Here is a 2,605-nt window from a genome sequence, read left to right as displayed (position 1 = left end):
CCCCAACCCGTCTATGCGCGACGCCCCAAAGACATCAGGCCGCGCCCAAGGGTTTGACCAGCAAGATCCACTCATTGGCATCGACCTGCCAGTCGTCCTTGACGACGGCACGGCGGGCAATTTCACGGTACCCTTTGGCCTCGTATAGGCGGCGGGCGTCTTGATGCGTATCGGCCGCGATCAGGCTGATGCTGTCATGGCCAGCCTCTGTCGCGATGGTCTCGGCACGTGCCAACAGCGCGCTGCCCAATCCCTTGCCGCGAAAGCCCTCATAGCTTGCCAGAACGTTAAGATACCATGACCCAGGTGCAAGCGCCTCCAGCTCTAGCAGCGGCACGAAAATCGGAGGTGTGTCCGGCTCGATCGGGCCAGGTTCAGTCTCGGCGCCATAGCCAAGCAGACATGCACCGACCGCGCCATCGATTTCGGCCAGCCAGGCATTATGATACGAGAAATTCCCCGTTTCGCGCGATGCACGCTCGGCCCCCAATGCCCAGGGATCACCGTCAATGCCAACTGTCTTGCGCCAGAAATGCAGCGGCAAATCATCTGCCGCCATGTTGATAAAGCGCACCAGATGCGCGGCATCCGATGCCTTTGCCTTTCGGATCTCCATGCCCGTTTCCCGTCTTTTCCCGCGCCCATTGCGCGCCTCAGTCTTTGACGATTTAGCACGCACTCGCCAGCCCCTTTGCAATTGCTTTGCCATGGACAATCGTCTGGCTTGCAGGCCGCGCAGGCGCCGCCTACCAAGTGTTTCAAGCCAAGCACAAAGCTGATGAGGACATAGATGAGCGTTACGGTTTTCCGTTTTCCTGCCCCCGGCCCCGAGCCGATCACCACTGATCTGGAGGGCTGGACCAAGATCGAGGGCAACCCGACCATGCGGTATTGGATCCAGCACAGCTCGCTTGATGGCAGCGTCATCTCGGGGACCTGGGAAGCGACGACCGGCACCTGGCATGCAAGCTATCAGTTCTACGAATTCGTCCACGTAATCGAAGGGCGCATGACCATCACGCCGGATGGCGGTGAGCCGGTCACCTTGCACCCCGGGGATGCTTTCGCGGTCGAGCCAAGCTTTAAGGGCACCTGGACCATCGAAGAGCCCGTGCGCAAGCATTTTGCCATCAAGCTGAAATAAACGCCCTGTCGCACCCGCGGATGTGACGAGATGTCACTGCGGGTGCGCGGGTTCTGCCCCCGCTGCCACGGCTATTTTTGGACGATGCCCATGCCCTTTGCCACACTGATCCTGACCAATGCCCGCGTGTTAAGCATGGATCCCCAAAATCCGCGCGCCGAGGCCGTCGCGATTTCAGAGGGGCAAATCCTTGCCGTGGGAACGGCCGCAGAGATTGCCGCATTTTGCGGGCCAGATACCCGTAGCATCGATGCGGGTGGGCGCAGCCTGTTGCCCGGCTTTTTCGAAAGCCATATCCATGTCGGCCTGGGCGGGGCGGATCTGACGCATCTGCATATCGGTCAACTACATGGCCCAGACGCGGTCGCTTGTGCGTTCCGCGCCTTTGCCGCGCAAAACCCCGATATGCCGCTTTTGATGGCTCAAGAGGCGCATTATGCGATTTTGGGCAAACCGGCCTCTCGCCATGATCTGGATGCGATGATTTCGGACCGACCGATCGCAATGATGTCGCCCGATCTGCATACGGTTTGGGCAAATACTGCGGCGCTGACGGCCGCAGGACTGCTTTATGGCGCAACCATGCCGCATGGCCATGAGGTCGTGATGGGCGAAGATGGCCTTGCCACGGGCGAGCTGCGCGAGTTCGAGGCCTTTGGTCCCTTGATCTCATTTGCCGGCGAAGGGCGCATCAACCTTGGCATTGCCACGGGCGAAGAGCCCGTTCCCGCGCCCACATCACAGCAGCGCAACGCCGATAAGGCCTTGCTGCAAAGGGGCATGATGCATTGCGCCGCCTCGGGTGTGACCAGCCTCGTCAATATGGACGGCAACCACTATACGCTTGATCTATTGGCTGAAATGCAGGCCGAGGGCAACTTGCCCTTACGCGTCAAAGTTCCGTTTCATTTCAAGCCTCATATGGGGCTAGAGGCGCTGGATCGTGCCTCGGCAATGACCGCCAGCTATGATGACGACTGGCTGAGCTCGGGCTTTGTCAAAATGTTCATGGATGGCGTCATCGACAGCCGGACAGCCTTCATGCTGCAAGATTATCCCGCCCAGCCCGGTCACCGCGCCGAGCCTCTGTTTTCACAAGAGCGCTTTGATGAAATTGCCACCGAGATCGACCGACGGGGCCTGCAAATTGCGGTCCATGCCATTGGCGACGGCGCGGTTCGCTTAGTCATCAACGGATATGAGGCAGCCCGTCGTGCCAATGGCGCGCGCGACAGCCGCCACCGTATCGAACATATCGAATTGATCGATCCCAGCGATGTGCCGCGGCTGGGACAGCTTGGCATCACGGCCAGTCTTCAGCCCCCTCATGCCCCCGGCGCGATGGATTTCCCGACAGAGCCGACCATGTCACAGATTGGCGCCGCGCGCTGGCCAGATGCCTATCTGTGTCGCAGCCTTGCTCAGGCAGGTGCGCCAATTGTGTTTTCCAGTGATTGGCCC

At 60.0% G+C, this 2,605-nt stretch carries 3 protein-coding genes; 2 read left to right on the top strand and 1 reads right to left on the bottom strand.

Features of this window, described 5'->3' with window-relative positions:
* Nucleotides 1–34 precede the first annotated feature (34 nt).
* Nucleotides 35–616 (bottom strand): GNAT family N-acetyltransferase, encoded by a 582-nt coding sequence (locus RTS12_RS20560; protein ID WP_312531992.1) that lies wholly within the window; start codon nucleotides 614–616, stop codon nucleotides 35–37.
* 174 nt (nucleotides 617–790) lie between these two features.
* Here RTS12_RS20560 and RTS12_RS20555 point away from each other — a divergent pair, with 174 nt between their 5' ends.
* Together RTS12_RS20555 and RTS12_RS20550 are read left to right on the top strand one after the other, a co-directional pair.
* A complete protein-coding gene (locus RTS12_RS20555) occupies nucleotides 791–1,144 on the top strand; it encodes a cupin domain-containing protein (RefSeq protein ID WP_312531990.1) in 354 nt (117 codons plus the stop codon).
* A 90-nt stretch (nucleotides 1,145–1,234) separates the two neighbouring features.
* Nucleotides 1,235–2,605 (top strand): amidohydrolase (locus RTS12_RS20550; RefSeq protein WP_312531988.1); only part of this gene is annotated, 1,371 nt, incomplete at its 3' end.

This window comes from Paracoccus sp. (in: a-proteobacteria) (genome assembly GCF_032007265.1).
Taxonomy (GTDB): Bacteria; Pseudomonadota; Alphaproteobacteria; order Rhodobacterales; family Rhodobacteraceae; genus Paracoccus.
The sequence above is the reverse complement of the archived record's forward strand: the minus strand, read 5'-3'. Positions and strand labels throughout refer to the sequence as shown.

Coding starts and splice junctions, on each gene's coding strand:
- RTS12_RS20555 (WP_312531990.1), top strand. CDS start 791: ATGAGCGTTACGGTTTTCCGTTTTCCTGCCCCCGGCCCCGAGCCGATC.
- RTS12_RS20560 (WP_312531992.1), bottom strand. CDS start 616: ATGGAGATCCGAAAGGCAAAGGCATCGGATGCCGCGCATCTGGTGCGC.